This window comes from Sinobacterium caligoides (assembly GCF_003752585.1).
Taxonomy (GTDB): Bacteria; Pseudomonadota; Gammaproteobacteria; order Pseudomonadales; family Sinobacteriaceae; genus Sinobacterium; species Sinobacterium caligoides.
Genome location: NZ_RKHR01000001.1, coordinates 12,237 through 37,769 on the forward strand (window position 1 = coordinate 12,237; position 25,533 = coordinate 37,769).

The 25,533-nt window shown below is 45.7% G+C and carries 25 protein-coding genes; 12 read left to right on the forward strand and 13 right to left on the reverse strand.

Annotation, left to right across the window (positions count from 1 at the left end; all coding sequences use genetic code 11):
• Window positions 1–60: 60 nt before the first annotated feature.
• Together EDC56_RS00075 and EDC56_RS00080 are read right to left on the reverse strand one after the other, a co-directional pair.
• Window positions 61–303, reverse strand: a complete 243-nt coding sequence (locus tag EDC56_RS00075) for a BolA family protein (RefSeq protein WP_123710503.1) — start codon at window positions 301–303, stop codon at window positions 61–63.
• 127 nt (window positions 304–430) lie between these two features.
• Window positions 431–1,123 (reverse strand): MlaC/ttg2D family ABC transporter substrate-binding protein, encoded by a 693-nt coding sequence (locus tag EDC56_RS00080; protein ID WP_123710504.1) that lies wholly within the window; start codon window positions 1,121–1,123, stop codon window positions 431–433.
• A 211-nt stretch (window positions 1,124–1,334) separates the two neighbouring features.
• On the opposite strand from EDC56_RS00080, the gene EDC56_RS00085 reads away from it, so the two are divergent.
• The 11 genes from EDC56_RS00085 (at window position 1,335) to yjgA (ending at window position 10,218) form a co-directional block, all read left to right on the forward strand.
• Window positions 1,335–2,309, forward strand: a complete 975-nt coding sequence (locus tag EDC56_RS00085; protein WP_123710505.1) for a KpsF/GutQ family sugar-phosphate isomerase — start codon at window positions 1,335–1,337, stop codon at window positions 2,307–2,309.
• Between the two features lie 34 nt (window positions 2,310–2,343).
• Complete coding sequence (gene lptC, locus EDC56_RS00090; RefSeq protein ID WP_123710506.1) at window positions 2,344–2,916, forward strand: LPS export ABC transporter periplasmic protein LptC; 573 nt, start codon at window positions 2,344–2,346, stop codon at window positions 2,914–2,916.
• Window positions 2,906–3,493 carry a lipopolysaccharide transport periplasmic protein LptA gene (gene lptA / locus EDC56_RS00095; protein ID WP_123710507.1) on the forward strand — a complete coding sequence of 196 codons (588 nt, stop codon included), beginning with the start codon at window positions 2,906–2,908 and terminating at the stop codon, window positions 3,491–3,493. Before lptC ends, lptA begins: the two co-directional genes overlap by 11 nt.
• A gap of 3 nt (window positions 3,494–3,496) precedes the next feature.
• The gene (gene lptB / locus EDC56_RS00100) at window positions 3,497–4,222 is read left to right on the forward strand and encodes an LPS export ABC transporter ATP-binding protein (RefSeq protein WP_123710508.1); all 726 of its coding nucleotides are present in this window, start codon (window positions 3,497–3,499) and stop codon (window positions 4,220–4,222) included.
• A 257-nt stretch (window positions 4,223–4,479) separates the two neighbouring features.
• A complete protein-coding gene (locus EDC56_RS00105; protein WP_123710509.1) occupies window positions 4,480–5,994 on the forward strand; it encodes an RNA polymerase factor sigma-54 in 1,515 nt (504 codons plus the stop codon).
• A 149-nt stretch (window positions 5,995–6,143) separates the two neighbouring features.
• Entirely contained in the window at window positions 6,144–6,446 is a 303-nt protein-coding gene (gene hpf, locus EDC56_RS00110; protein WP_123710510.1) for a ribosome hibernation-promoting factor, HPF/YfiA family, read from the forward strand.
• Between the two features lie 21 nt (window positions 6,447–6,467).
• Window positions 6,468–6,929: a PTS IIA-like nitrogen regulatory protein PtsN gene (ptsN, locus tag EDC56_RS00115; RefSeq protein ID WP_123710540.1), complete on the forward strand. Its 462-nt coding sequence runs from the start codon at window positions 6,468–6,470 to the stop codon at window positions 6,927–6,929.
• Between the two features lie 55 nt (window positions 6,930–6,984).
• Window positions 6,985–7,839 (forward strand): RNase adapter RapZ, encoded by an 855-nt coding sequence (rapZ, locus tag EDC56_RS00120; RefSeq protein ID WP_123710511.1) that lies wholly within the window; start codon window positions 6,985–6,987, stop codon window positions 7,837–7,839.
• A 26-nt stretch (window positions 7,840–7,865) separates the two neighbouring features.
• Complete coding sequence (locus tag EDC56_RS00125) at window positions 7,866–8,135, forward strand: HPr family phosphocarrier protein (RefSeq protein WP_123710512.1); 270 nt, start codon at window positions 7,866–7,868, stop codon at window positions 8,133–8,135.
• A gap of 156 nt (window positions 8,136–8,291) precedes the next feature.
• Complete coding sequence (mgtE, locus tag EDC56_RS00130; protein ID WP_123710513.1) at window positions 8,292–9,650, forward strand: magnesium transporter; 1,359 nt, start codon at window positions 8,292–8,294, stop codon at window positions 9,648–9,650.
• A gap of 61 nt (window positions 9,651–9,711) precedes the next feature.
• Window positions 9,712–10,218, forward strand: a complete 507-nt coding sequence (yjgA, locus tag EDC56_RS00135) for a ribosome biogenesis factor YjgA (RefSeq protein WP_123710514.1) — start codon at window positions 9,712–9,714, stop codon at window positions 10,216–10,218.
• Here the strand turns inward: yjgA and cysE are convergent.
• Genes cysE through EDC56_RS00150 form a run of 3 tightly spaced genes read right to left on the reverse strand, consistent with a single transcriptional unit; the run spans window position 10,215 to window position 12,343 of the window.
• Entirely contained in the window at window positions 10,215–10,991 is a 777-nt protein-coding gene (cysE, locus tag EDC56_RS00140; RefSeq protein ID WP_123710515.1) for a serine O-acetyltransferase, read from the reverse strand. The genes yjgA and cysE overlap by 4 nt on opposite strands.
• Window positions 10,984–11,649 (reverse strand): HAD family hydrolase, encoded by a 666-nt coding sequence (locus EDC56_RS00145; RefSeq protein ID WP_123710516.1) that lies wholly within the window; start codon window positions 11,647–11,649, stop codon window positions 10,984–10,986. Before EDC56_RS00145 ends, cysE begins: the two co-directional genes overlap by 8 nt.
• Before the next feature lie 4 nt (window positions 11,650–11,653).
• A complete protein-coding gene (locus EDC56_RS00150; RefSeq protein ID WP_123710517.1) occupies window positions 11,654–12,343 on the reverse strand; it encodes a M15 family metallopeptidase in 690 nt (229 codons plus the stop codon).
• Between the two features lie 164 nt (window positions 12,344–12,507).
• Between EDC56_RS00150 and EDC56_RS00155 the strand changes: the two genes are divergently transcribed.
• Window positions 12,508–12,786 (forward strand): TfoX/Sxy family protein, encoded by a 279-nt coding sequence (locus EDC56_RS00155; RefSeq protein ID WP_123710518.1) that lies wholly within the window; start codon window positions 12,508–12,510, stop codon window positions 12,784–12,786.
• A gap of 11 nt (window positions 12,787–12,797) precedes the next feature.
• Here the strand turns inward: EDC56_RS00155 and EDC56_RS00160 are convergent, their stop codons facing one another.
• The 8 genes from EDC56_RS00160 to EDC56_RS00195 form a co-directional block, all read right to left on the reverse strand.
• Window positions 12,798–14,855 (reverse strand): tRNA(Met) cytidine acetyltransferase TmcA, encoded by a 2,058-nt coding sequence (locus tag EDC56_RS00160; protein ID WP_148059262.1) that lies wholly within the window; start codon window positions 14,853–14,855, stop codon window positions 12,798–12,800.
• 69 nt (window positions 14,856–14,924) lie between these two features.
• Window positions 14,925–17,321 carry a tetratricopeptide repeat protein gene (locus EDC56_RS00165; protein ID WP_123710520.1) on the reverse strand — a complete coding sequence of 799 codons (2,397 nt, stop codon included), beginning with the start codon at window positions 17,319–17,321 and terminating at the stop codon, window positions 14,925–14,927.
• Window positions 17,322–17,332: 11 nt separating this feature from the next.
• Window positions 17,333–18,970, reverse strand: coding sequence for a glycosyltransferase family 4 protein (locus EDC56_RS00170; protein ID WP_123710521.1), 1,638 nt, complete (start codon window positions 18,968–18,970; stop codon window positions 17,333–17,335).
• 37 nt (window positions 18,971–19,007) lie between these two features.
• Complete coding sequence (gene xrtD / locus EDC56_RS00175) at window positions 19,008–20,609, reverse strand: VPLPA-CTERM-specific exosortase XrtD (protein ID WP_123710522.1); 1,602 nt, start codon at window positions 20,607–20,609, stop codon at window positions 19,008–19,010.
• A gap of 80 nt (window positions 20,610–20,689) precedes the next feature.
• Window positions 20,690–21,592, reverse strand: a complete 903-nt coding sequence (locus tag EDC56_RS00180) for an ExeA family protein (protein ID WP_123710523.1) — start codon at window positions 21,590–21,592, stop codon at window positions 20,690–20,692.
• Window positions 21,593–21,603: 11 nt separating this feature from the next.
• Window positions 21,604–22,392, reverse strand: a complete 789-nt coding sequence (locus EDC56_RS00185) for a CpsD/CapB family tyrosine-protein kinase (protein ID WP_123710524.1) — start codon at window positions 22,390–22,392, stop codon at window positions 21,604–21,606.
• Window positions 22,393–22,402: 10 nt separating this feature from the next.
• Window positions 22,403–24,166, reverse strand: a complete 1,764-nt coding sequence (locus EDC56_RS00190; RefSeq protein WP_123710525.1) for a GumC family protein — start codon at window positions 24,164–24,166, stop codon at window positions 22,403–22,405.
• Between the two features lie 18 nt (window positions 24,167–24,184).
• Window positions 24,185–25,495 carry a hypothetical protein gene (locus EDC56_RS00195; protein ID WP_148059263.1) on the reverse strand — a complete coding sequence of 437 codons (1,311 nt, stop codon included), beginning with the start codon at window positions 25,493–25,495 and terminating at the stop codon, window positions 24,185–24,187.
• Window positions 25,496–25,533 lie beyond the last annotated feature (38 nt).

Genomic DNA, 25,533 nt, shown 5'->3' on the forward strand with positions numbered 1-25,533 from the left:
TGGTTTCCTAGCGAAAAATACTTAAGATAGATAACAGCACGAGCGAACTTCAACTAAAGCCTAGGCTAGTTGATCCCACTCTGCACGGGTATAAGCTTTTATAAAATCAACGGCATGGACCTCACCCGAGGCAATCAGCTCAGCAATAGCAGCGTAAACCATCTGCTGCTTTTTGACCCGACTGACTCCTGCAAAAACATCGCCGACAATCGTGATGTCAATATGACTGCCCATGACGTTAACGGTGGCATTAGTATTGGCTAACTGCTGCTCTAACAATGCTTCTATATCTTGGGCTTGCATAGAAAAGACCTAAAACTTGGTTGGCTGTAAATTTAGAAGCCGCATTCTAGACAATTTACTCCACAATTGCGAGAGGCTGCACTTTCCCCCCTCAAAACGAATGCGACCAAAAGCACCAAGTTGGGAGCTACTTCTCCTCTAGCGGGGAGGCAGAAACAGCCCAAGTATCAATCACCACGTCGATATCTCCGTTATGAGCGCGGATAGCACTAACGAACTGCTGACGGTAAACACTACCAAGATTGACCGACTCAACCACGACATTACGCAATTTCCATTGCCCCGCTTTATTTTTGCGCATTTTATAATGCACCTCATAGGGCTTAGCGCCTTTATTGTAAATACGTTGCACAACATCAACGCTACGCCCCTCTGCCATATTGTTTCGCTGCTGCTCGGTCAAAGGCTCGATATTTAGCCTCTCACCACCAAAGCTCAACAGGCCTTTAGCATAAGTATGAATCAGCCCGGTTTTAAAGGTTGCGCTAAAGCGTCGGACCCGCTCAATAAACTGCTTTTTCTCAGCATCGGTATTTAAACGTCGATACGACTCACTACTCCCATAGTCACCCATGACATTGCGCGCAAACGTCGTGAAGTCGACATAGGGCCCTAAAACCTCATCAACTCGTCGATAGAATCGTTCAGGGTCCTTCGGGAAATAGTCTTTGGCCAGCTTAATTTCCGCGATCAGCTCCGTTCCAACACGCTCAAGAACCTGTGCTGGGTCGCTCTCCGCCTCCGCAGCCTGCAAACTCATCGAGGTGAAAAAGCAACTCAACACCACCAAACAGTTAAATAATAAAGCTTGAACTTTCATCGATACTCACTAGGCACAATAGGATTGAAGAACACATTATACTCCGTCAATTAAATAGCGACACCTCTATAAGGGGGTAAGGTAAGCTTACCTTCTATAGAGAAACATCATCCCTTCTTATAAATAGCCTAGCGGCACTAAAGATAACCTGTACTCTGTTCACGGCATTGATTAATATGCAGTCTATTTCACCTATATTAAAGTGAGTACCATGAGTAATAATGCATCCTTTATAGCCTCAGGTCTTCGTACCATAGATCTTGAACAGCAGGCAATAAACGAGCTCAGAGGTTCTATCGACGAAAATTTTGCCGAAGCCTGCTCTATTATGCTTGCCGCAAGAGGAAGAGTTGTTGTCACTGGTATGGGGAAATCGGGCCACATCGGTAATAAAATCGCAGCAACCCTAGCCAGCACTGGCAGCCCAGCCTTCTTCGTTCATCCGGGTGAGGCCAGCCATGGCGACCTAGGGATGATCACCAAAAATGATGTCGTGCTAGCGCTTTCCAACTCAGGCAACACCGCAGAAATTGTCACGATAGTGCCGCTGATTAAGCGTATGGGAGCGCCTTTAATTACCATTACAGGCAACCCAAATTCTGCCCTATCTACCGCTGCCGACGTCAACCTTAATGTCAGCATCGATAAAGAGGCGTGCCCGCTAAACCTCGCGCCCACCTCCAGTACAACGGCAGCGCTGGTCATGGGCGATGCCCTTGCTATCGCCTTGCTTGAAGAAAAGGGCTTTACTTCCGAGGACTTCGCCTTCTCTCATCCCGGAGGAACACTGGGCCGTAGATTATTACTCAAAGTACGCGATGTCATGGTTAGCGACACTGCAATCCCCCGCGTAACACCAGACACCCCCCTCAGCAAGGCACTGATAGAGATTAGCAGCAAGGGTTTGGGCATGACCAGCGTCACCGATGTCAATGGCCAACTCATCGGCGTATTTACAGATGGCGACCTGCGTCGCAGCCTAGACGGCGGCACAGACATTCACAACGTGAAGATTGAACAAATTATGAGCAAAGGCTGTCAAACTGTTAGTGGCGATATGCTTGCTGCGAGCGCTCTAAAGATTATGGAAGACAAGGCCATCACAGCCGTCGTTGTCACCGATAAAAATGGCAAGCTAGAAGGCGTCGTACATTTACACGCTCTACTGCGAGCAGGGCTGATATAATCAACTCAACCAGTAAATTTGCAGGTAGCATTTCGTGAGTCGACGTTCAAGACAAGTCCAACAACAGCTAGCGTTAGTGGCGACAGTAGTCGCCATTACGATTGCCACCTTCTATCTTCTTTCAAGCCGCAAAGTACAGGAACTAACCACTGCCGATACGATTACTAGTCCAGAGTGGTATATCTCCAAGGCTGATTTCTTAAGTTATGGGCCCGACGGTATTATTCGTAGCAAGGGCCTAGCGAGTGAAGCCATTCATCATGACTACAATCAGCAAACGACCATCGAATCTCCGAAGCTAACCAGCTTCCTGTTAGGTACCCCCTACCGTACAGCTGTCGCACAGCATGGCACTATCAATAGTAAAAAGGTCATTTTACTGACTAAAGACGTGGTATTGACTCAATTTCCGAGCAAACAGGATCGCGTACTGACATTAACGACACAAAGCCTTTTAATCGACACTAAAAACAATACCGCCGACACCTCAGCCCCCGTCACCATACGACAAGGCAGCGGCAAAACAGACGCCATCGGCCTACACGCAGACCTCGACCTAAACTTCCTCTCCCTTCTATCAGGAGTACACACCGTCTATGCGCCATAACAGACTCGCTCTCAGCAGCCTTTTGCTTTGCCTTTGCTTGAGCAGCATTGTTAACGCACTTCCGAGTGACAGAAACCAACCAATCCACATATACTCCGACCGACTCGAACGCGATGAGAAAACAGCTGTTACCACTTACATTGGTAATGTCAAACTCGATCAAGGTAGCCTCCACATTACTGCAGACAAGCTCGTTATCTATCAAGCGAATGGAGATCTTTCTAAAATTCAAGCTATTGGCAAGCCTGCACACTTACAACAACTGCCCGAAGTAGGGCAACAGATTGTCTATGCTCAAGGCGAAGTCATCGATTACTTTTCTGACAAAGACTTATTGATCCTGACCAAGAATGCCAGCATCACTCAAGACGGCACTCTAGTGAAAAGTGAGCGCATAGAGTACTTAATTAGCGAGGAAATTATCAAAGCCAAAGGTAGCGCTGAAGCCACAAGCGGCGACGACCGTGTACACGTCGTTATTCCACCGAGCCAAACCAACAACAAAGCACACTCAGCGCCAGAGAAAACGCCTGAGCAGCCTTCGCCCTCTCAACCACCGCTATCAGACGAAGAATAACCAATGGCAACGCTTAGAGCAGATAATTTAGCGAAAGCTTATAAGAGCAGAAAAATCATCAAAGATGTTTCTCTCTCCATCGAGAGCGGCCAGGTAGTAGGACTCCTCGGCCCCAACGGTGCAGGCAAGACAACCTGCTTCTACATGGTTGTCGGTATCGTCCCCCAGGATGCAGGACAGGTCTGGATCAACGACATCAACATCTCTGCCGAGCCCATGCACGGACGAGCAAAGTTCGGCATCGGTTATCTCCCACAAGAAGCCTCTATTTTTCGCAAACTTTCCGTTGAGGACAACTTGCTCGCTATACTGGAGACCCGTCACGACCTTAATCGCCAACAGCGACGTAGTAAAATGGAAGGGCTACTGCAAGAGTTTCATATTACCCATATCCGCAAGAGCCTCGGCATGTCGCTATCCGGTGGCGAGCGGCGGCGCGTTGAAATAGCCCGAGCTCTGGCTACCGAACCCGAATTCATCTTGCTTGACGAGCCCTTTGCGGGTGTCGACCCTATCTCCGTCAATGAGATAAAGGCAATTGTTAATCACCTAAAGTCCAAGGGCATTGGCGTACTGATTACCGATCATAATGTACGCGAAACTCTCGACATCTGCGATAAAGCCTATATTGTCAGCGAAGGCTATATTATCGCTGAGGGCAATGCCGATGCAGTACTCGCCAATCAGCAGGTTCGCAAAGTCTACCTAGGTGAACAGTTCAAGCTCTAAGTTGCGCACAACTGCAGCAACAAAACCGGCCTAAAGTTTGCCTGCCAGAGCTAGGCTCGCTAAACTGACCGCGGATACTTATAAAAACGACTGTATTATTATGGGTTACATCACCGTCACCGGCTGCCGAATAACCTCTACACCTAAGCAGCCATCGACCACCCGCCTGGCAACAGACACAGTCCTCAGATACACAACGCGACGGCAGCCCGCTTCTTATTTTCTTTCATTCTGGCTGCTCAGGAGACACTGACGTAGTGAAACAGTCACTTCAATTAAAGATGGGTCAACAGCTCACCATGACCCCGCAGTTACAGCAGGCTATCCGTCTGCTGCAACTATCGACACTCGACTTACAGCAGGAGATTCAACAAGCTCTTGAATCAAACCCAATGCTCGAAATCAGTGAAGATGATAACAGTCAGGGAGGGCTGAGTAGCGAAAATAACCTCGAGGCTTTAAACAGCTCTCAAGAAGGACCATGCCAGAGCACAGAGGAACATAAAAAAACGGAGCCAACAGACCCTAGCGCAGATACCAGCCACGACGATATCGACTGGTCTCAACCGGACACCATTCCCGATTTGCCAGTCGACACTCAGTGGGATGATGTCTATCAAAACACCGGCGGTAGTGCCGGTACCGCGACAGACGACTTCGATTTTGACTCACGCAATAGCCAGTCAGAAACGCTTCACGATCATCTACTCTGGCAACTCAATCTCACCCCTATGTCAGATACCGACCGAGTTATTGCCATGTCGGTCATCGATGCCGTAGAGCCTTCCGGCATGCTCTCTTTGAGCGCCGAGGAGATTCACGCAGGGCTTGACCTCGCCTCCCCGGTAGAGCTTGACGAGGTGATGGCCGTACTCCACCGCGTACAACAATTTGACCCCCCCGGCGTTGCCTCACACGACCTAAAAGAATGCCTATTAATACAACTGAACCAACTACCGGAAGATACCCCTTTGTTGGCGGAAACAAGGAAGGTGATCACTCATTACCTTCCTTTATTGGGTAATCGGGACTTCGCCCAACTGATGCGTCGTGCCAAGATAAAAGAGCCACAGTTAAAAGTAGTTATCGCACTAATACAAAGCCTTAACCCTAGGCCTGGTGACTATATCAATGAGGAGGATACCCAGTACATTGTACCGGACGTCTTCGTGCGGAAAACTGCTGAGCACTGGCAAGTAGAATTAAACCCTGATGTTTCACCAAACATACGTATCAACGGAAACTATGCCGCACTGATTAAGCGTGCCGATAGCAGTAGTGACAACACCTTTCTTAAGGACAACCTACAAGAGGCCCGCTGGCTGTTAAAAAGCTTACAAAGTCGTAATGAAACACTAATGAAAGTGGCTAGCAAAATTGTCGAACTACAGCAGGGTTTCCTTGACTACGGTGAGGAGGCCATGAAACCTATGGTGCTGCTGGACATTGCTGAAGCTGTCGAAATGCATGAGTCGACGATATCCCGAGTCACTACTCAGAAGTACATGCACACACCGCGCGGCATCTTCGAACTCAAGTACTTCTTTTCTAGCCACGTCAGCACAGAGAGCGGTGGCGAGTGTTCCTCCACCGCCATCCGCGCCATTATCAAGAAGTTAATAAACGCCGAAAACCAACGTAAGCCATTGAGCGATAATGCAATAACAAAACTCCTTGCCGAACAAGGAATCAAGGTCGCACGCAGAACAATAGCCAAATACCGCGAGTCGATGATGATTCCTCCATCCAACGAGCGTAAACAGCTGGTTTAAAGTCAGCATATGTTAGCTACAATTTATAGACGAAAAATAACAAAAAATTAGAGTGAGCCATTAACAAGCGACAACGCATGCAATCAAAAATGCTCAGCAAAGTCGCATACCGATATGCAGCTATACCGATACAACAGAGAGGAATATATATGCAAATCAACATCAGCGGTCATCACCTAGAAGTTACTAACGCGCTACATGACTACGTTGTCGGTAAATTTGATCGTTTAGATCGTCACTCAGATCTGATAACCTCCTCATCCGTTACTTTATCGATAGAAAAAACACGGCACAAAGCAGACGCCAGCCTCCATGTAACTGGAAGCAGCCTTGTCGCCTCTTCGGAGAGCGGTAATATGTATGCCGCCATTGATCTATTAGCCGACAAGCTTGATCGTCAACTGTTAAAGTATAAAGAAAAATCCACGTCGAATAATCACGGCCTCCGTTAGCCACTCTAGATATTGATCATTATGCAGCTGCCTAATATTCTTACTGTAGAGCGCACTTATTGTGATGCTCCTGGGTCGTCGAAGAAACGACTCCTCGAAACTATTTCTGAGTTTATCTGTAACGACATTAGCGCGTTCGATGCCGAGGAGCTTTTTCAGCGCTTAAAAGCTAGGGAGCGCCTCGGAAGCACAGGTATTGGGCATGGCATAGCAATCCCACACTGTCGAGTTCCCAACTGCATTACCATCACTGGCGCCCTCTTTAAACTAAAACAAGCCATTGATTTCGACGCAATTGATAATCAGCCCGTCGATCTGTTCTTTGTTTTATTGGTACCGGAAGAGGCTTGCGATCAGCATCTACAGGCGCTCTCTCTACTTGCGGAACAGTTTAACAACCAAGACTATTGCCAATCTCTCCGTGACGCCAGCAGTAATCAAGAGTTATTCGACGCAGCCATTAATATCGTCACCTCCGCTTAGGCTTTATTAATAACGGCCTTTAACATAATGAAAATGAGAAAAAGGACATAGGCAGATGAGACTCGTAGTGATTAGTGGCCGCTCTGGATCGGGAAAGAGCACCGCCTTAAATGTACTAGAGGACGCTGGTTTCTTCTGCATCGACAACCTGCCTGCTTACTTACTACCCGCACTCATTAGCGAGACGCATGCCAACTCATCCCCTGAGCACGAGAGGTTGGCCGTCTGCATTGACGCCCGCAACAACTCTCACAGTCTCTCCGAGTTTCCCCATGTAATGAAAGCCATACCAGAGGAGCTTGATACTTCTATCATCTATCTCGATGCAGCTGATAGCCGCCTCATTCAGCGCTTTAGCGAGACGCGTAGAAAGCACCCCTTGAGCAATCAACACACGGCTCTACAGGAAGCTATTATCAATGAACGCCGAGTGCTGCAACCCATAGCCAACATTGCTGATCTGACCATTGATACCAGCAAGTTGACCTATCACGAGCTACGCGACTTCATTAACAAGGAGGTAGCCCAGCAAAGTAACAATCAGATGACTGTGCTGTTCCAATCGTTCGGTTTCAAACATGGCAGCCCCTCCTACGCCGATATGATCTTCGATCTTCGCTGTTTACCTAACCCGCATTGGGTGACCTCTCTGCGGAGCCAGACTGGCTTAGACGCCGGCGTCAGAGAGTTTCTCGAAGGGGAGCAAGATGTCGATGAGATGCTCAACGATATCACCGCCTACTTAGAGCGATGGCTGCCACGCTTTCTCGCCAACAACCGCTCCTACACCACCGTCGCCATCGGCTGTACCGGAGGGCAACATCGTAGCGTCTACCTAGCAGACAAACTTTTCCAACACTTCGAGGAACATTTTGATCATGTACAAATTCGTCATCGTGAACTCGAATAACAACTTCAAACGCCGATAAGTCTGCCATGGTTAAACAACAAGTAGAGATCATCAACAAATTAGGCCTACACGCCAGAGCCGCCGCGAAACTGGTTACCACGGCGACGAACTTCGCCTGCAGCATACAAGTGACTAAAGATGGCCGCAGTGTCGATGGAAAAAGCATCATGTCGGTCATGATGCTGGCCGCCTCCAAAGGCTGCTGCATCATCATTCAGTGCGACGGTGAAGATGAAAACGATGCCCTAGAAAGCTTGTGCCGCCTTGTGAACAACCGTTTTGACGAGGAGGAATAGTTCATCAGCGGCGGTAAAAAACACCATTGTTGACGAGTGTCAGCGATAATAGATTGTTGTCACACAGCATTTCTTGCATAATCGCGTGCAAACACATACACCAACAGAAAAGGTCACGCCTAGCGCTTACCCACCTCTCTTCGTCGAGTATTCTGCATGCCGCAAGCAAACGATCAAGCCCAAACTCAGCACCACTTACGCACTCTCTCCGACGCTGTCGATACGGGCGCTCTGCAGAGTATTAGGCACTTGCTTAAAAGCCTCTCGTCCCCCGATATAGCCCACCTTATCGAGTCCTCCCCTCCCAGGCAACGTGCTGTTCTATGGCGCTTACTCGATAGTGAGCGCGAGGGTAACGTGCTACAAGAACTCGGTGATGACGTACAGGCGCAGTTCCTTAAAGGCATGGATACCGATGAGCTCATCGCCTTAACCGATGGTCTCGAGCCCGACGATATTGCCGACATACTACAGCAGCTTCCCGATCGTATCATTCAAGAAGTGCTGCTCGCGATGGATACGCAAGACCGTCAACGGGTAGAAAAAATACTTCCATATCAAGAAGATACTGCCGGCGGCCTAATGAATACTGACAATATCAGTGTCAGGGCAGACATCACTCTAGATGTCGTATTGCGCTATCTCCGACGGCTACCAGAACTCCCAGAAATATTCGATACCATCTTTGTTGTCAACCGCAACGACCGCTTCTTAGGGCAGCTTTCCATCAGTAAGCTACTCTCCAGCGACCCAGCGATGACCGTCCGTGAGATTATGGCAACCGATATCGAACCAATACTCGCCAGCGTTCCCGACACCGAAGTGGCAAACTTATTCGAGCGTCATGACTGGGTATCTTCTCCCGTCATCAACGAAGACGGCGAGCTCCTCGGCCGCATCACCATCGACGATGTTGTTGACGTTATCCGCGATGACGCTGATCACTCTCTATTGAGCATGGCCGGCCTTGACGAAGATTCGGACACCTTCGCCACCGTACGCAATACCTTTCCGCAGCGTGCACTCTGGCTGGGCCTAAATCTACTAACGGCGTTATTCTCCGCTAATGTTATCGGCCTATTTGAGCAAACCATCGAGAAAGTTGTCGCCCTTGCTGTATTAATGCCTATTGTCGCCAGTATGGGGGGGGTTGCCGGCAATCAAACTCTCACCATCATCATTCGAGGCATGGCCCTCGGGCAAATAGGCAAGAGTAATACCTACTGGCTATTCAGCAGAGAGTTGGGCGTCGCTATCTGTAACGGTCTACTCTGGGCCAGTTGTGCCGCATTAGTTGCTAGCTTATGGTTTAATGACATTATCATCGGAGCCATCATTGCTAGCGCTATGATCATCAACTTAATGACTGCAGCAACGGCAGGGGTGTTAATTCCCGTAGCCCTCAGAGCGATGAAGATAGACCCCGCCTTAGCCGGCACTATGGCCCTAACCACCATTACTGATGCCGTGGGCTTCTTCTCCTTTCTCGGTCTAGCGACCGTATTTTTAACCTAACGGTTAAAGCCCCCAAACAGCGTAAATATAACGAGCGTTACAGTTAAAAAAGAGACAACTCATGAGTGACGAGCAAGAATTCGAATACGATGGACCTTCAAAAAGCCAAATCAAGCGCGAGATGCACGAGCTACAAAAAATCGCTCAGAGGCTAGTCGAACTGCCTAAAGCCGAGCGAGCCAGAATCCCGCTCAATGAAAAGTTAATCGACGCCATAGCCACGGCTCACCGCATCAAGAGCCGAGAGGCGCTTCGACGTCAAATTGCCTACACCGGCAAAGTGCTGCGAACCATCGACATCGAGCCAATCATTGAGGCGCTAGATAAGATCGATCGTGGACAGCTAGAACTAGCACACCGCTTTCGCCGGGTTGAAGCAATGCGTGACAAAGTCGTCGCAGAGGGGCTGCCTGCTTTAGAAGAGGTACTGAGTAACTACCCCGGTGCCGACCGCCAGCACTTGCGTCAATTAACGCGACAAATCACCAAGGAAAGCAAAGAACAGAAGCCTCCCGCTGCCGCACGCAAGCTATTCAAATATTTACGAGAACTCGAAAGCGAGCGCTAACTTATATCGTGGTTCATCGACAGGGCCGGCTGCGCGGTCCTCGGTATACCGACGACTTTTGCCGGCACACCTGCCACGGTAGTGTGCTCCGCCACGCTACTCAATACGACACTCCCCGCTGCAATCTTAGCGCCTTCACCAATAGTCACACCACCTAAGACCTTCGCTCCCGCACTAATCAACACGCCATCACCCACAACTGGGTGACGAGCCCCCTGCGAACAACCAGAGCCACCCAGGGTAACCTCATGCAAAATCGAGACATTATTGCCAACCACAGCAGTCTCACCGATCACGAGGCCAGTCGCATGATCCAACATTAAGCCAAAACCTATCGTCGCCGCTGGGTGAATATCGACATCAAAAACTGTGGCTATACAATTCTGGAAATAGAGCGCCAGCGGCACACGCCCCTGCTGCCACAACCAATGACTGACTCGATAGGCCTGCACCGCCTGAAAACCTTTAAAGTACAACAAAGGCATCGAATACTCTTTGCAAGCAGCATCCCGTTCCGGGTACGAAGATAGATCAGCCAATACAGCCTGCATAATATCCTTATCCGCAGCAAAGGCCTCATTACACACATCGCGTATCAACATCGCCGGCACCGTCTCACTATCGAGCCGAATAGCCAGCTGGTAAGCTAGCGCCTGATCAAGTCCTGAATGGTTAAGCACCGCAGCATGATAAAAGCTCGCCAGCAAAGGCTCGCTCGAACGATGCCCCCTGACCTCATCAATAATATGCTGCCAAACCTCATTACTATTCACTGCTAGCCAACCCTGCCCTAGTTAATTGTTGCTGTAATTGTGCCATCGAAGACACCCCTGCACTAGCCAGCGATGAGTATTGCTCGCTCTGACAGGCAAAATGAATAACCTGCATACCCGCGGCAACGGCGGCCTCAATACCTGGCTGCGCATCTTCTATCACTAGACAGCGTTCTGCTGACACCCCCATACGCTCGGCAGCGTAGAGGAAAATATCCGGCGCTGGCTTGCCATTAGCGACATCATCAGCACTGTATACTCGCTGACCAAACACCGACTGTAGCCTCGTTTTACTGAGTGTCCGTGACAGTTTTTCATAGCTACCACTCGAGGCCACACAGTTTGCGCACAGTAATTTAGCTAGCAGCCTCTTCACCCCATCAATAGCACACAACTCACGATCAAAGCGCGCATAGGTCTCTACTTGTAGCTCATCAAAGAAACCCTTAGGTAAAGGCTTACCTAGATACGCCTCAATAATCCTTCCGCAACTATTCAAGCTGCGCCCCTTGAAGTTCTGCTGGCATTCATCACTATTCATCGTCCAGCCCTGTCGAGTGACATGTTTCGCCAAAACATCGTTGGCGATGACCTCACTATCGACCAAGACCCCATCGCAATCAAATATAATCAACTCGACCTGAGCTAAATTAAGCACCTATTCACCTATATACATTAATAATAAAACGACGATAGAGGCTGTCCAAGTTATCGATGCAATAATCACCCAAGGCGATTTCATGCTGACGAAGTAGGCTACTCAAACACTCAACGGTCAGGCTCTGCTGACAAAGAGTTGCAACCGGACGATAACTAATATGCCATAGCTCTGGCGCAACGCCACCTCGATCTCGGTCGTAGGGGCGAAAAAAGTCCTCACTGAGGCCACGCGCCCACCGCTCATCTAGCCAACGTGTTAGATTATTAAAAACCCCACCTGGGCCATACTCCTCTGGCACCAGCTGTAGTTGATAACCTGCCGGAACAGCCTGCGCGTCGTAAATATCAAAATCACTGCCCCAGTGATGACGCGACGCACCTGGCATTGCAGACCAACGCATCATAGCCATCACGAGCTCTTCCTTAGAAAGCTCTGCGCATTCAAGTGCCTTTCCCTCACTATCAAGAATAGTTCGCTCGCCCCGTGCCTTGGCATCCCAGATTACCTTCTGCCGAGCAAAGCCACGATGACCACTGGCAATAACGATCTCAATACCACTCTTACTAGCCTCTGCCTGCAGCTCTCGAAATGCTACAGCTGTTTCAGCTTCAAGGTAATGCCTCCCCCGCGCATCAGTTACAGACACCAAATGACTACTGTCTAGCCCTGTGATCTGCTCAATTGTTAACATTGCTCGCTCTCCAAATATGATTCACCGCTCACAACAGACAATATAACTCCGGGACAGTGCCAAGGTATTGTACTAAATTATATTCACGATATTATGTTCAATGAAGTATGTGAACCGATACGGATTTCGGCACCTCCCACCTCCGATATAAAACAAGGACTGTTATGAGTGAGCAGACATCGCTATATCAACTAAAAAACCTCGGCAACACCACCATCAACTGGCTACGCGCCATTGGTATACGTGATATCCACCAACTGAGCCAAGTTGGTGCCGTCAATGCTTATATGAGAATCAAAGAGCGTGGTTTCAACGTGTCAAAAGTCGTTCTCTATGCGTTACATGGTGCACTCAACGACGAAGACTGGAAGAACTTATCTAACAGTCAGAAAAAAGAGCTACTACAACTTGCCGAATCAGCAAAAACTGAAGCAACGGATTGATCAATCCATTATCAATCTTCGCCAATATTATCAGTAGCAACGGCATCTAAGCAGAGACATATCGCAGCTTTAAGCTCTGCTTCCGCGCCCTTTTGCCCACAACAACCTAACACACTTACAACATCGTTCCAGCTTCGGCGTTGCATGAGTTTGAGCGCTAAGATTCGCACAGCCACCTCTGGTAAATCGACACCAATCACAAACGCATGTAGCGCCAAGCTATACAAGGCAGGTGAACAATTATCGTAACTATTACTTGCTTGAGCATAAGCCTTAGCGCTGTCAACAATGTAAGCATCTAGTTGTTCAGCCTCGCCAACGTAGAGCAGACGAGCAACCAACTCCGGAGCCAAAAAACGAAACGGCTCCGTAAGCCAGTGCGGTAACGCTCGCAAAAACTGCTCTCTAGCCTCCTTTAACAACACATTACCTTCGCGGGTTAAGCATCGCAAAACGATAACAGAGTGCTCACCACTAGCGTTATCCCTCTTGAAGCCCAGCTTGACCGATTGATAACCAGCTGACTGCCAAAAACTGATCAGCTCATCGTTGACGCCAAAGACAGAAGAGACAAAATCGACAGAATTCAGTCGTGCTTGATTCTCCACCGCGGCCAGTAGTTGCTGACCAATTCCTTGGCCTTGATAATCGTAATGCACCGCTATCCGCATCACACGATAACTTCGTAATGAGGCAGCCTCATACAAGCGATAACTGGCAATAAGCTGCTGTACAGCCAGTTGTCCACGAGTTCGACGACGCCCTTGCCAAACCTGCTCGCAATCTATCGCAGCACTCCCTCCCCCCTCAACAGCAAGCAAGCAAACAGCAACGATAGAATCACCCGCAAATAACGCAAAGCGCCTAATGGCTGTGCTATCGAGCAACATACGTAAATCATCGGGTGTAGTCTGATAGTGTGCGCCCACCAAAAGACCAAAGAACTGCGTCAATAACGTCTCATCCGTAGTCAACTGCTCTGCACTTAACTCTTTAAACAATAAACGACTACTATCGATCAGACCGATGACCTCTCGATCATGAGGCTCTGCCCCCAATAACAGAGCATCACTAATAAAAGCCTCAAGTGGATCGCCATGCGCCCACCTAATAGGCGCTGTCATCGTTAACCTACGCCACTGGGGGCGCAATTTATCAAGCACTTTAAAAAAACGCTGAGTGAAGCCGCGACCACTACCTTCGTAACCATGTGTCGTGCTGGAAAAAATCACACGAGTATAGCGCTCGGCAATATAGGCCAATTGCGGTACAGGTATTGCCGCGGCCTCGTCAACAAACAATACATCAACCTCTGCTATAGACTCTGCAACCACCACATCGACTGGAAGATACCGCACACGACTTGCGTCGATGTGGTGCAGCGCCATCGCTAGATAAACCGCATCCAATGCTGTACGGCGCATCGCTGTCAAAGCGATATTGAGTTTCGGCCGTAATTGCAACAACTCAACAATCGCCAAACCTAACGCATAACTCTTTCCTCTTCCTCGATCTGCCGTCAGCACAAGCGGACGCTTCGCTCTACCTGATGCCGCCGATACAATCGATTTGACGACCAAGCTTTGATCTTTCTCGAAGTTGATAACTGCAGGCCTAAACAACGGTATATAATTCGAGATCAGCTCAAATAAGCGTCGCTCAAACAGACTCTGAGTGAAGTCTCCGGCGATAATCGCGAACCGCTTAACCTCTTCTGTAAGAACACTCATCCTCTCTGTTGACGGCAAACACAGTAACAGCACCCCCCCTTTCGCGACAAGACCACCACAAACCCCTAGGGCGCGAGCCGAAACACCTGATCTCGCATCGACAATGACTCTCTCATATTCCCGCCCCAGCAGACCACCCACCTTTATCGTTGCACAGCGATCATCAAAAGAGTAATCATCCTCTCCAACATAGAGATAGTCTGCCAGGACAATAGTCGACAATGCATACAACTCTGCTAAGCCCCCCTGATAACAGCACAACATTCGTGCAGCCGTGCCACTATCAAGATGTTTTTGTATGGCTGCAGCAACTTCTGTAGCACTCTCATATATATTCAAATGAAACACCGTATCTTTAAACAAAAAAGGGCCTGCAAAGCAGGCCCTTTATAACAAATATTCTCAGTGTTATAAATCAGCTAACGCCTGCTCCGCCGTGTCTCTGCCCTTAAACTGTAGCTCTTTATCTGCAAGCGCAGATTCAAGGTACTTCTTTGCCTCATCACTCATCTCCGTAGCCTTATACGCCATTCCAAGGTGATAGTCGAACTCGACCCCCTCACCACCACGCGATTTTGCCAAGCGTAAATATGAGACTGCCTGAGTATAGTTACCCAATCGATACTGCAACCAACCAAAAGTATCTAGGAAGGCTGGTACGTTCGATTCCTCAAAGCCGATCAACAACTCCCTAGCCTCTCGTACATCTTTCTCATCACCGAAGTAGTCCAGCAATAATACGGCATAGTTATTTTTGGCAATCACGTTATTTGGCTTAGTATCGAGTATCTGACGATACATATTACGCGCATCATCATAACGCTCTAGGAGGCGATATAACTCAGCCAAAGCCAACTCTCCCTTCTCTGGCTCGGCACTATTATTCACTACGTCCATATAATAAGCTTCGGCGGCCTTATAGTCCTGTACCACCATGGCCATTGAGGCCAAACGTAGATACGAAGTACTAGCAGCAGGGTTTAACTCAACAGCCTTTATATAACTCTGCTTGGCCTTTTCATTTTCACCTTTAATCTGATAAATCATTCCACGCGTTTCATAAGCATGAAATGCCTTTGGGTTATCAACAATAAATTGATTAATGAAAGTCTCGGCATCTGATACACGGTTCGTCGACAGCATCAATTGTATATAAGTAGTTAATGGCTCAATGATACCGGGGGCTGAGTAAATGGACTTTATCAGAAGAGGTTCAGCTGCCTTCAAGTCATTCTCACGCAATAGGATTCTTGCCATCACATAAGAGCGAAGCGCAGTATAGTTCTCATCATTTTCTATTGACTGCAACAGTGACTTTGCATCATCCCAACGCTCCTGCGATGAGTAGATATCCGCTAAAACACCTATGGCAGAACCATTCTTCGGCTGATCTTGAACGACCCGAGACAAATACTGCTCCGCCATTTCGAAGTCCCCCATTTTATTGTTCAGCAACCCCAGCTTTAATAAAGCGGAGAGGTTATTAGGCTCATAGCCAACCGCCTTTTTATAATTTTCCAAGGCTAGTAGGCTATCATTATTAAATTCATATACGCCACCAAGAATTAATAACGCCTCAACAGAATCAGGCTTAACATTCAAAGCTGATCGCAACCCAGTTATCGCCCTGTCGAGTTCAGACCTAGAAAGCTGTAATTTAGCCTTAATAATAAGCGCATCAACATTAACTGAGTCTATCGCAAGCGTCTCATCGACGTACCGTTCCCCTTTCTCTGCCTCGCCTTTTGCTAAACTGATCTTCGCTAGCTTCAACCGTGAGGATAGTGCTGAGGCGCCATCCGGGTTATAGTCAATTGCCGACTGAAATACTTTTTCAGCATTCTCAGGCTCCTTATTCGTCATGTACAGCTTAGCCAGCGCTTCTCGATAAACAAAAACCTCTGGAAACTCAGCTATAACACTTTTAATATACTTTGCGGACTCCTCATACCCCTTATTCATTCTTATAACATCCGCACGCCATAATTTTAGCCGTGGTTCTTCTGGGTTTTCTAATATCGCATCATCAAGAATTAAAGTAACTTTCTTGAAATCTACGACCTCGTCAGACATATAAGACTTAAAATAACCATTATAGTAAGCTATATTATGCTTATCTAAGCTAACAAGATTCTTGAAATCATCGCGAACGCCTTCAATATCATTCGCTTGAGCATCGACCCGAAGCTTCAGCTTATATAGTTCCTCACTAGCAGGGGAAGCTTGTAGCGCAGCTGTTATATAGCTTAAGGCTTTAACTGGTGACTCCGCGTTCGCCTTAACAAGAACCGTAACCGCCAATAAATTAGCGGAATCCACTTGAAGTCCCTTCTCTGCTAGTACAATAGCTTTCTCTCTATCGCCCTCTGTCAAGGCTATAATTGACAGGCTAGCATAAGACTCTGCCCTCTCTGGGGCCACTTTAGTCAGAATATCTGCCGCTAACTTAGCCTCATCCAACTTCTTCATTGCAATATATACTTGTACTAACTTTGCATTAGCCTCGTAGTTTTCAGGGTCCTTATCGACAACGAAAAGTAAATTCTGATACATTCCTTGCCAATTTTTATTCTCCTCTTCAATCTCGGCCAAAATCAATCGACCTTGAATATTGTTAGCATTAATCTGGAGCACATTTTTTACATCGACCAATGCTTTATCGAAGTTCCCTTCCTCAATATAGGACTTAGCCTTATCGACATAAACCTCCTCACGATCCTCACGACCACCACACCCAGACAAAACAATAACACTGGCCATGCATAAAGCTGCCGATGCGACCGAGAATTTATTTTTAAGATACATAATGTATAACCTCAATATAAATACGTAAACAAAGAAAGTGAAAAAACACTCAACGGCACAACCCTACAAACCAATTTTTTACTGAAATCAGTACGACTCACAAGAAATTCGCACGCATAGAAAAAAACTATTATCCGAAAAGTAAAATGATCTACCGAATATTTATCAACTGACTCAAACGGGAGCTGAGAGACTGCTAAGACAGCAATAAAAACCAACAAATCTTGATTATCCAATCTAAAAAACTCTCTTCTCGTCATCCTGATCGCCAAACCAAGAACAAACACAAAAGCCAACAAATAAACATCGACAACAGCAACCATAATATTGCTTTCATCTAACAATGAAAGTAAGTAAGTAACGACAACAGCCCCGCCATACAGAACAAATCGGACTGACATCGAACGACTCACCGCCGAAAAAAAGTATGTAACATAGAGCAAACAAGAAAAAACCATTAGAAAAATAGACAGTGGGTCTGAAATTTTATCTGCCACTGAAAATACAAGAAAAAATGCGGCCAGGAGAAAAACCTGAATAACATACGGTGAGTTCTTATAAAACCACTCAAACCTTCTTAGAAGACTATTCCTTTTATCTTTTTGCAATATACCAGCATCAACGACAAGCAACTCATCAGCCAAAGAAAACTTGCCTGACATTACAAAAAGCATTGTTGACAACATAAAACAAAACGACACGTAAAAAACCAACAGTGTTAAATTAGACTCATAACGCAACAAATACGATACGCAGAGCAAAAACACCTGCATCAAATAGATAACAGCAACAGCTCGATAATGTGGCAGCCCTGACTTCATCAACTGATGATGTAAATGATTTCTGTCAGGCGAAAATGGTGACCTTCCGCTTTTGACCCTTATTAACATCACCATCACAGTATCAAAGATTGGAATACCTAAAACAACAACAGGCAACATTGTGCTGAGATACGAACCATCGACCTGAGTAACAAGAACTAACAATGCTGATAAAACATAACCCGCTAACTGACTACCTGTATCACCAAGAAACACCTGCGCAGGATAAGTATTAAAGCGTAAAAAGCCCAAAAGACCGCCAATTGCTATAATGGCGATAACAGTTGCCGCAACACTACCAACAATATTGCTATAAATAGCGATCAAGACTAAAGACAAGAGGCTGACACCAGCCGCCAAGCCATCAAGACCGTCCGATAAATTCACAGCATTAATACAGCCGAGGATAAAAAAAAACGTAATTAGGTAGCCAACCTCCCGGTAAAAAACAAAATCACGAGACAAAAATGGGACATCTACAACAACAACACCAAAGCGCAGTAAACAAAGCACAGCCAATATCTGCCCAATAAATTTCCACTTGTAATTCAGCTCAAAAATATCATCAGCAAGGCCAAAGATACAAACAATAGCCCCACCAACAATCACCCCCAGAGCCTGCTCTCCCATAGGAAGCCAAAAGTAGAGTGGTAGCACTGATGCTAATGCGATTGCTATACCACCACAACGAGGAATAAACTCCGTATGTACCTTCCTCTCATCACTGGGGTCATCTAATAAGCCTAGCCTAGAGGCATAACGAATCATTTTTGGCATTAAGATTACAGTACCCAATAGTGACATCGCAAAACTAAAGAGTATTTCCAATAGCGGCCTCCATTATTATTGTTCTCTCAGCCTGTGGCTAAACACCAGGCACGGCCTTCATAACATCCGGATAGAATTCAAGTAAAAAACTCTCGAAACGCTTATCGACATCCTCAGCGGTTTCATCAAAGGCTATAGGTGAAACTAACCTTACAAGCGCACCATCTGTTCTATTAATCATTATTGCGTCTTGCATCAAGTACCACTTGAGCAAATACTCATTAGTCAATTTTCGCCCGCGCTGTTCAAACCAATAATACACTAGCTGCTTAGACTCACCTTTAACAATAATACTTCGATTAACATTAACTCCTTTCATTGATGGTACATTACTTATTTCATGTTGCCCAAATTCTTGTAGCACCCAGCCACCTCCTGGCAAACATGATTTCGGAGAATGTATCGAAGCACCTCTTCGTTGTGAGGCATAATACGCTGCGTACAAATTAACTATTGCACCGTCTTGCCGGCTAATATAGTTTGCATTCATATAATCTGTAAGTTTCAAGACACCTAGCACATCCTCAGAAAGCTTCACCGACTTTCCACGCCAGTTATCATTAACCAAAGGCACTGACACAAAACTCTCTCGTTCAGGATGAATATCCTCCCTACCCTTAATCGCCCCACTAACAAACAAAGCGGCCATCAAAACAACAAAGCAGCCAACTAAAGGCCTTTGGTTTCTCATTAAAAAGAAGTCACCATTAAAATCAACCAACTTAAAATCTGGGAGATCTAAATTAAACCTATCAATAACAGCTCCCTTCATCCCGGAAATAAATCCAAGAAGAGCTATTTCAAGAAAAAGAAAGAACAAACAAGCAATAAATATTACCCAGCCTTCGAAGTCATGCAGCACTCCCTCAGCCATCTCAATACCCCAGTACTCAACCGTCACCCCGATCAAACCTATGCGAAAGCTATTCATCAGCACAGTAATAGGTATAGTACTTAGAAATATAACGACCTTATGCCATAATTTACCCTTATAAACAGCCGCCATTAGAAAACCAAAGCTCATCAATGGAAAAAGATACCGAAGGCCACTGCAGGCCTCAACCACCTGAAGTTTATAAACCCCTAGATCAATTACATTACCCTCTAAATAAACGCTAATATCAAAAGCGCGCACCACCATAACGCCAAGCTGAGAGGATATTAACTGAAGAGTCTGACTCAGATTACTGTATAGAAAACTGGGCAGAGGAATCATAAACACCAAATATATTAGCGGTATAAAAACCACAAAAAATCCACGCCAACCGACGACAGCTATTGATACTGCATATATCGCTAACAAAAAGGAATATTGAGAGATAATAAACAAAGAGCTGAGCTCTGCAACCACCCATAGCCCCACGGAAAGAACAACAAGAACAACGCCAGCCCAACTTGATGACCTTGATCTTTTCGACAAACTAGGTAACGACTGAAGAACTAGGAGTAACGAAATCACAGGAATCATATAGCCATGGCTATACTCATCGCGCTCCCACCACTGCACCATCATTGATAGCGAGTCAGAAAACAAGAATATAATTAAAGAAACTGATATCGCCAGAAAAACAAAAAAAACATAAGGTTTCGATCCCTCAAGCACTGTACTATTTTTTAACCCAGTTTCTATATCAGTCATCACAGCTCTCTTCAAATATTATTATATTGATTCACATGAAAACGCCAAATCTAGCAAAAACAGGCTAAAACGAGATAACATCAAACCATCTCACGCCCTAGATTCACCCCTGTTGTCATTTCTATAAACTCCATCACACTCTCTTTGTCATGTTTTTTGTCGACAGCATGATTTAACCCTCCGATTCTCCTCCCTTTAGCCACAGCCAATATAGACTCAACATCCACTACGCTTTTATCATTAGAAAAGGCATACAAAAGTGCATAATCTGCCAATGTATTTATTAACCTTGGCACACCGTTCGTCAGATAGTAAATAGCATATATTGATGAGTCATCGAAAACTGCTTCATCACCACCCGCCACCTTCATCCTATGCTGGACATACGCCACAGTCTCTGATGCTGTCAAGGATTCTAAGTGATATTCCACCGATACTCTTTGCGCTAACTGGATAAGACTCTGAGAGCTTAGCCTTCCAAGCAGTTCAGGCTGCCCCACCAAAATAACTTTTAGCAAGTCATCGCCCTCAGAGTTTATATTATTTAATAACCGCAACTCTTCTAACGAGTCGTCTGATAAGTTCTGCGCCTCATCAACAACAATGACAGTGGTCTTCCTATTAGCATAATTATTAATAACAAAGTTTTGAAACGCTCTCAACAACCCTATATGCCCTTCAGCAGCATGATCCAAGCCAAATGACATCATCACCCACTCCATCAACTTCCCGGAGCCATCATACATATTATTGACTAGACCAATAACCAAATCGTCTGACGAATAGTTATTCATCAAGTGACGCAAAAGAGTCGTCTTACCCGCGCCCACATCACCTGTAATCACGGTTATACCACTTTGTTCCATCAGACCATATTCCAGCATTGAATAAGCTACACGGTGCTTTGCTGAAAAGTATAAAAATTCCGGATTTGGCGTTAGAGAAAACGGCTTTTCTATCAGCGAAAAATGCTTTCTATACATCTCTGCCCCCTCTATTCCGATTTATTTAAAATAGTGCCAATAAAATTATCGCTATCCAGCAACACTCGGCAGCGCTCAACTCCTTCCTTACTTGTCACGCCGTCTTCCACAACCAATAATGCAGCATCTACCTTGCCACCAATGACTATCGCATCATCGTCATTGAGCAGAGGGGGCAAATCATAAATAACAATTCTTTCGGGATATTTCTTTTCTAGCTCGTGCATTAAATCGATCATAGAAGGTGAGGATAATATCTCTGATGTATTGCCTTCTACCTTTAAAGCAGGAAGCACAACTAAACGCTCTAAATCTGGGTTTATAAGGACATCGCAAACCTCAGCATTACCTTCTATAATATCTCTTACACCAAGCCCCACCTCCAAGCCTAATGTTTTTGCTATACTTGGAGATTTGAGATCTAAGTCAACTAAAAGAACTGTTTGATTAACTTCTTTTGATAATTCAACTGCCAAATTTATAGCAGTCAAGGTCTTACCCGCCCCCTTATCGGCCGAGACGAGCGCCAAGCTCTGGTAACCTTTTTCACGAAACGTCTTCAATAAGATAGTTCTTAACTGTCTATATGGCTCGGCACGCTTATCTGATGATAATGCAGTGATCACCCGCTCCCTCTCGAGATGTAGCTTATTCAACTTTTGAATCTTCGTTTCGCTATAGGTTATTTTTGTTAAATCTTGTACTTTATTTTCTTTGCTTTCTCCTGTGGCATTAGCGCCATCAAACTTAGAGTGCCTCTGTGACCTTGCCTTTGCTATTGCCTCTTGAACATATTCCATTTCAGACTCCTCAAATACCTAGCTTTCGTAAAGCAATGAACCACATGACATCCAACGGCTTATAAAAGAAATGAATCAAGGCCATTGAAGTAATTACCAGAAGTATCAAACCACCAAATACAATCAACAACTTTCTATTAGGCTCACTCCGCATCATTTCTTCAGGATTTTTTATATACTGAATAGTCACCAAAGGCATTACCCCCGTCACACCCATCACAGCATTATTCCCTCTAATACTTTGATCTAATGCGTCCTTAAGTAGAGCCACAGCCAAACCTACACCGGCCGATAAAAGCAGCCCCAAAATGACAATGACTATCCTATTTGGGCTAGTTGGTGCCTGTGGCTCTGTAGGCGGTTCGATTAAAGTGAATCGCTCTGATCTCAACTCTTGCTCCAACTGAACAGCCAAGCCTGCCGTTCTCTGCTTCATCTTAATTTCAGCATATTTCATCGAGACTTCTTGGTAATGGCGGCTTAGATCTTGATACTTAACCTCGACATCCGGGGATTTCGCAATAGCTACATTTACCGCCTTAAGCTGCTCCTCCAGCGACACAAGCTTTTCCTTAGATGACCTAATTTCGAGCGTCAAAGAGTTCTTTTTAGTCAATAACTGTACGTAAAGCGGGTTATCTGCAGATGCCACATTTACCTCAGAAACTCTTGCATTACCTTGCTGGCTTTTCATGCTCTTAATGAGATTTCGCTTATCAATAACCGCTGGGTGTTCGTCAGTAAACTTTACCTTTAAAGCATTTAATTCCGATTGATTCTGTAGGATGAGCTTTTTTAAATCGTCCGGCTTTAATGTTGATCCGACAACAGCTGCCAATCTATTAATCTCTGATTTCAGCCGAACTAAATCTGGATGATCCTCCTTATAACGCGCCGACTTTTCCCTGAATTCAGACTGTAGTGCTTTTAGCCTATCTACATCCCCCATCGCAGCTCGTCCATCAGCAAGAATAGTTGGCGCATAAGGTGAAACTGTACTTACCCTCGACTCAATATCGAGTAGTTCACTCTGCAACTGTGCAATATAGCTATTAAGATCTAACAACTCTCTTTCTAGGCGATCGCTTACTTGCATGTTGTAATTAAACAACTCAGGAAGTGAATCTTTGTTCTGCTGCTTAAAATCAGCCATTTCTTTTTCGTACCCGGCCAGCTCATCTTCTAGTGTCCCGCCTTCTTTATCAAGAAATTCTCTGGCATTCTTCGCCTGCTCAGATCTCTGCTTAATATTCTCACGAAGATATATACTAACTAGATCGTTAGTCACCTTCTGGGCCTTCTTTGGATTATTGTGCTCATAGGATATCGTAAAGGCAATAGTCGCCTCTGTGGGCCGCCCAGAAATCGGGTCAACAACATTTGCGGATATCACATCAATCTTCGTATCTTCTTTGAAGTCTAAGGCAATCTCCGACCGAGGTGTCCTATCGAGATCTTTTTTACTGACCAACTCATATTTAGACACAAGGTCCATAATATTAGTAAGCGTCATAGCTCTCTGTGTTATTTCTTGTATTTGTTTATCGGCGAACGTCGTAACAGTGCTCCTTACCATATCGGTCGGGATATCCTGCTCTTCTATCAAAATTGTTGCTGTTGATCGGTACGTTGGAGGCCAGAACAACGCGACAAGCAAAGAGATAATGAACACAATAGAAGCCACTATCATTGACGGTTTTTTATGTCGTTTAATTAGCCGGACATAATCCATGCCAGACTTACCTTGTTCTTCTTGTTCGTAATAGCTACTCATTTAAAACCCCAGAAATACTTAAAATATATAGTTGCTTGGGCTATAAGTGACGCCTAAGCCCCATACCTGACCATTTGCAACGCCACCGCTCTCAGTTTTATTTTTTTTATAATTATATTTTAGAGACCCTCTCCAACTCTCATTAAATCTATAATAGTAACTAATCGCCCCTAAATAATATTCCCTTCCATCCCCTTCCACATCAACATCAACCCTTTTGTTCTCACCATACTTCCCTACAAGGTACAGCGTTGAGTTGTCAGAAACACGACTGCTATAAGAGACCTTTATCGAACTACTTTGCTCAAGATAACCGTTTGAACTCGGTAAATTCTGGATGCTAGCTGACAAACTAAAAGAACTGTTCTCAGCATGCTTATAATCCACATCAAAACCAACAACCTTCGAACTATCTTCGAAGCCTGATATTTCCACTGAACTCTTTGGCGACATTACTGCACAAGAATAGCTAAGCATGAATTCATCGATACACCGTATTTTTTCATACTTCTGAGATAGGTACCCAACTCCAACATATCCTGACAAGCGAATAAGCTCAGAGTACTGATAACTAAGCTGTACAGGAATTGAAATATTACTCGACGAGTCAACTCTCCGACCATACCCTCTCAGCGCATATTGAAATCTAGAATAAATGCTTTCAAGTTCATTAGGGTCAAATTGCTCACTAACATAATCAACAATGCTATAACTAGGTAGCAACGACACAGTCCAGCGCTCTGAAAGCATATAGCGCCATTGTCCATTAACTGTCGCAGACTTACGATCAACATTTGCCTCACTACTATAATCCAGCTGAGAAACACCTAGCCGCAGCGACACGTACTGCCTTTCTGTAAGCACTTTTTCAATATTCGTATCAAGATTCCATTGCTCGACGTCGCCAGTATCTATTTTCCCAGCTTCTGTTAGCTCAGTGACTCTTGTAGGCAGCCTTGTAAAACCACCAGTTACGCCTAGCTCGGTAGTATCATCATAGATATAGTTTGACGCTAGATTGATGTCTGCGTTATTGCTGTTGTAGTCATCATTATCAAAACGCTCAAATTCTAGCCTACCCTTCGCCTCTAAGCGGAATACTTCATCATCCCACGAGTAAGCCAACCTTGGAGATAAGCTATAACCTTGTAGCGCAACTTTATTTTCGCTATCTACACTCATTCTGGCGTTTGAATCATTATCCGTCGACAGCTCTACTGACGACGTAAACAAACGTTCAGCTGCTATGGAACAACTTGAGAACAGCAGCATAATAATGGGTAGACAAAAACTCAGCGTACTCAGCCTTTTTATACAAACCCAACTCATACAAAGCCCCCTGGGCTTTTCTTATTATTATCAGGATG